We start from the raw sequence: 5,064 nt of genomic DNA, 5'->3' as shown, positions 1-5,064 counted from the left end.
TCATCGCCATGGCGTTCCTGATCGCCGGCAAACTTACCCACCTGCCGGGCAATCCTCTGCTAAAAGCAAGGGCCTGACCATGGACTCAGTGGGGAATGTTGTACGCCACCCGAAATAGAAGAGAACCTTTTTTATGCCTAAAACCCTGCCCCCAACTGGGCATAGGCCCGACTGGCACAGCACAACCTACCGATTCAGAATTGGTAATACCAATACAGAAAATAAAGCTGTAAAGACCATAAATCAGTATTAACCCTATCAGGCATAACTTCTACAAAGACCCAAAATCTCGCCAATTCGCACGGATAAGCATTTTTTGGTCGTACCAATTTAGGCCAATGTCTACCGGTGAAAGCCAGGCGCCGCCCGCCCCTTTCACACAGGCCCGCAGCACAGGTCGCCCGCCGACCCGCAACGCGAGCCTCAGGAGACCACGCCGCCTGGCCGGCGCGTCCACTGCGGGGAAGAAAGCCATGGGCCCTGGGCCCCTGTCTGCGTTTCAATGTCTTTGTCTTCGTTATGCAAACCCTCTGGCAACAAAACTACGACCCGGCCGGGAACATCTGGCTGTCCGCGCTCGTAGCCCTCATTCCCATCGTCTTCTTCTTTCTGGCCCTGACCAAGCTGCGGCTCAAGGGCTACCAGGCGGGCACCGTCACGGTGCTGCTGGCCCTGGGCGTAGCGCTGCTGTTCTACAAGATGCCCGTGAGCGCCGCGCTGGCCTCGGCCGTGTATGGCTTCTTTTACGGCCTGTGGCCCATCGCCTGGATCATTGTGGCCGCCGTGTTTCTGTACAAGCTGTCGGTCAAGACCGGGCAGTTTGATGTGATCCGCAGCTCCATCCTGTCCGTCACGCACGACCAGCGCCTGCAGCTCATCCTGGTGGGTTTCTGCTTTGGTGCTTTTCTGGAAGGCGCGGCTGGCTTTGGCGCCCCCGTGGCCATCACCGCCGCGCTGCTGGTGGGCCTGGGCTTCAAGCCGCTGTACGCCGCCGGCCTGTGCCTGATCGCCAACACCGCCCCCGTGGCCTTTGGCGCCATGGGCATTCCGGTCATCGTGGCGGGCCAGGTGTCGGGCATTGACCCCTTCCTCATCGGCCAGATGGCCGGGCGCCAGTTGCCCTTCATGACCATCCTGGTGCTGTTCTGGATCATGGCGATCATGGACGGCTGGCGCGGCGTGAAGGAGACCTGGCCTGCTGTGCTGGTGGGTGGGGGCTCGTTCGCCGTGGTGCAGTTCCTCACCGCCAACTACATCGGCCCCGAGCTGCCCGACATCACTTCCGCCATCGTCTCGCTGATCGCGCTCACCGGGTTCCTCAAGGTGTGGCAGCCCAAGCGCATCTTCCGTTTTGATACGGCAGAAAGCACGACCAGCCAGACCACCGGCACGAAAGCACCCGCTGCAGCCAAGCCCCAAGCCGGTGCCGCTGCCCCACTTACCGCAGGCGCCATCGTCAAGGCCTGGTCGCCCTTCATCATCCTGACCGCGATGGTCACGCTGTGGAGCCTCAAGCCCTTCAAGGCACTGTTTGCTGCCGGTGGCCCGCTGGCTTCCACCATCATCAACATCCCAGTTCCCATGCTCGACAAGCTGGTTGCCAAGATGCCCCCGGTGGTCGCGCAGGCCACGCCTTACGGCGCGGTGTACACCTTCAACTGGCTGGCCGCCACCGGCACGGCCATCCTGATCGCGGCTATCCTGACCATCGCCTTTGCCCGCTTCTCCCCCGCCAAGGCCGTGGCCACGCTGGGCGAGACGGTGCGCGAGCTGGTCATCCCCATCTACTCCATCGGCATGGTGCTGGCCTTTGCCTTCGTGGCCAACTACTCGGGCCTCTCGGCCACGCTGGCCCTGGCGCTGGCCCATACGGGCAAGGCATTCACGTTCTTCTCGCCCTTTCTGGGCTGGATCGGCGTGTTCCTCACGGGCTCGGACACCTCGGCCAACGCCTTGTTTGGCGCGCTGCAGGCCACCACGGCCAACCAGCTCGGCCTGTCGCCCGTGCTCACCGTAGCGGCCAACACCACCGGCGGCGTCACCGGCAAGATGATCTCGCCCCAGTCCATCGCCATTGCCTGCGCCGCCGTGGGCCTGGCGGGCAAGGAATCGGACCTGTTCCGCTTCACCGTCAAGCACAGCCTGGTATTCGCCGCCATCATCGGCATCATCTGTACGCTGCAGGCCTATGTGTTTACGTGGATGATTCCGGGTCATTGAAACCCTGAACCCGAGAGCCCCCCATGCGCCTGGCCGATCACGTTGTCGAGAAACTGCTTGCCCTGGTGCAAGACCGCGGACTGCAGCCCGGACAAAAGCTGCCCGCAGAACGGCAACTGGCCGAGGAGCTGGGGGTGTCGCGCACCTCGGTGCGCGAAGCCATCCAGAAGCTCACCAGCCAGGGCGTGCTCTCGGCCCGGCGCGGCGATGGCACCTATGTGCAGCAGATCCACAAGCCCGCAGAGTGGCTGCAGGAAGCCATGGTGCCGCTGGCGGGCCTGATCGAATCCGACCCGCACTACCGCTACGACGTGCTGGAGACGCGCCACGCGCTGGAAACCAGCACCGCCTGGCTGGCCGCACAGCGCGCCACGGCGCAAGACAAAGCCCACATCCAGCGCTGCTTTGAAGTGATGCTGCAGCACCAGCAAAGCGGCCACGCCGAGCTGGCTGCACGCGCCGATGCGCAGTTCCACCTGGCCATTGCCGAAGCCTCGCACAACCTGGTGCTGGTGCAGGTGATGCAGAGCCTGTTCACCGTGGTGCTCTCCACCGTGGAGCGCAACCGCCACGACATGTTCCGCCTGAGCGCGCCCGTCACGCTGCAAGCCCTCACGGCGCAGCACCAGGCGCTGATGCAGGCGATTCTGGACGGCGACCCGCAGCACGCACGCGAATGCATTGGCGAGCACCTGGAGCATGTGCGCACCACCATCCAGCACATGGACGAAGACCGCGCACGGCGCGAACGTTCCACGCGCCTGCCCCTGGATCTAGCCCCCCAAGACCTGAAACAGCCACCACCATGATCATCTCCTCCAGCGCCGACTACCGCGCAGCAGCGCAACAGTTTCTTCCGCCCTTCCTGTTCCACTACATCGACGGCGGCGCCTATGCCGAGCAAACGCTGCGCCGCAATGTGGACGACTTCGCCGCCGTGGCGCTGCGCCAGCGCGTGCTCAAGGACATGAGCCAGCTCGATACCAGCATCGAGCTGTTTGGCGAAAAGCTCAGCATCCCCGTCGCCCTCTCGCCCGTGGGCCTGACGGGCATGTACCGCCGCCGCGGCGAGGTGCAGGCGGCCCGCGCGGCTGATCGCCACGGCATTCCGTTCACCATGTCCAGCGTGTCGGTCTGCCCCATTGAAGAAGTGGCGCCCAAAATCCAGCGCCCCATGTGGTTCCAGCTCTACGTGCTGAAAGACCGGGGCTTCATGCAGAACGCGCTGGAGCGCGCCCAGGCCGCCGGCTGCACCACGCTGGTGTTCACGGTGGACATGCCCGTGCCCGGCGCCCGCTACCGCGACGCGCATTCGGGCATGAGCGGCCCCAACGCCCCGCTGCGCCGCTACTGGCAGGCCATGACGCACCCCCGCTGGGCGGTGGACGTGGGCCTGCTGGGTCGCCCGCACGACCTGGGCAACATCTCGGCCTACCGGGGCAGCCCCACGGGCCTGGCGGACTACATGGGCTACCTGGGGGCCAACTTTGATCCGTCCATTTCGTGGAAAGACCTGGAGTGGATTCGCGCCTTCTGGAAGGGCCCCATGGTCATCAAGGGCATCCTGGACCCTGAAGACGCCAAGGACGCCGTGCGCTTTGGCGCGGACGGCATCATCGTCTCCAACCACGGCGGCCGCCAGCTCGACGGCGTGCTGTCGTCCGCCCGCGCCCTGCCCGCCATTGCCGACGCAGTGAAGGGCCAGATCAAGATCCTGGCCGACTCGGGCATCCGCAACGGGCTGGACGTGGTGCGCGCCCTGGCCCTGGGCGCCGACTGCGCCATGATCGGCCGCGCCTACATCTACGCGCTGGCCGCTGCCGGCGAGGCGGGCGTCAAGCACCTGCTGGAGCTGCTGGAAAAAGAGATGCGCGTGGCCATGACGCTGACCAGCGTGGCCAAGGTGGCCGACATCTCCGCTGATTTGCTTGCGCGCGAAGCATGAACGTGGTCCCGCAAATCAGCCGCGAGGCTTTGCTGGCGCAATTGCGCAGCGCCGTGGGCGCCGCCCATGTCCTCACCGACGACCAGGCCACCCGGCGCTTTCGCAAAGGCCACCGCACGGGCGAAGGCCCGGTGCTGGCCGTGGTGCGCCCCGGCACGCTGCTGGAGCAATGGAAGGTGCTGCAGGCCGCTGTGGCGGCGGGCCGCATCGTCATCATGCAGGCGGCCAACACGGGCCTGACCGGCGGCTCCACCCCCGACGGTGCCAACTACGACCGCGAGATCGTGCTGGTGAACACACTGCGCATCACCGGTGTGCAGGTGATTGCCGGAGGCGACCAAGTGGTATGCCTGCCCGGTGCCACGCTGGACAAGCTGGAGCAGACTCTGGCCCCGCTGGGGCGTGAGCCCCATTCGGTCATCGGCTCGTCGTGCATTGGCGCGTCAGTGCTGGGCGGCATCTGCAACAACTCGGGCGGCGCGCTGGTGCGCCGCGGCCCGGCGTACACAGAGCTGGCGTTGTACGCCCGCGTGAAGGACGACGGCACGCTGGAGCTGGTGAACCACCTGGGCATCGCCCTGGGCGATACACCCGAAGAAATCCTGACACGCCTGCAAAGCGGCGACTATGCCGAGGCCGACGTTGAGCGCGACACAGGCCGCGCGGCCTCTGATGCCCGCTACGCCCAGGACGTGCGTGCCGTGGATGCAGACACCCCCGCCCGCTTCAATGCCGACCCGTCCCGCCTGTTCGAGGCCTCGGGCTCCGCAGGCAAGGTGTGCCTGTTTGCCGTGCGGCTGGACACCTTCCCCAAGGAGCCCAGCACGGTGTTCTACATCGGCAGCAACACGCCCGATGACCTCACCGCCGTGCGCCGCCACCTGCTCACCGCCCTGCCC

At 65.5% G+C, this 5,064-nt stretch carries 4 protein-coding genes; all 4 read left to right on the top strand.

The genetic code is table 11. The features are described 5' to 3' along the window. Window positions 1-519 precede the first annotated feature (519 nt). Window positions 520-2,220, top strand: coding sequence for an L-lactate permease (lldP, locus tag DTW89_RS18615; RefSeq protein WP_114657021.1), 1,701 nt, complete (start codon window positions 520-522; stop codon window positions 2,218-2,220). 23 nt (window positions 2,221-2,243) lie between these two features. Continuing rightward, window positions 2,244-3,029, top strand: a complete 786-nt coding sequence (lldR, locus tag DTW89_RS18610; protein WP_114657020.1) for a transcriptional regulator LldR — start codon at window positions 2,244-2,246, stop codon at window positions 3,027-3,029. Then, complete coding sequence (lldD, locus tag DTW89_RS18605) at window positions 3,026-4,165, top strand: FMN-dependent L-lactate dehydrogenase LldD (RefSeq protein ID WP_114657019.1); 1,140 nt, start codon at window positions 3,026-3,028, stop codon at window positions 4,163-4,165. Before lldR ends, lldD begins: the two co-directional genes overlap by 4 nt. Beyond that, a partial coding sequence (gene dld, locus DTW89_RS18600; RefSeq protein ID WP_114657018.1) for a D-lactate dehydrogenase occupies window positions 4,162-5,064 on the top strand: 903 nt, incomplete at its 3' end. The genes lldD and dld, both read left to right, overlap by 4 nt.

The organism is Acidovorax sp. BoFeN1 (assembly GCF_003345135.1).
GTDB classification, from domain to species: Bacteria; Pseudomonadota; Gammaproteobacteria; order Burkholderiales; family Burkholderiaceae_C; genus Acidovorax; species Acidovorax defluvii.
The sequence above is the reverse complement of the archived record's forward strand: the minus strand, read 5'-3'. Positions and strand labels throughout refer to the sequence as shown.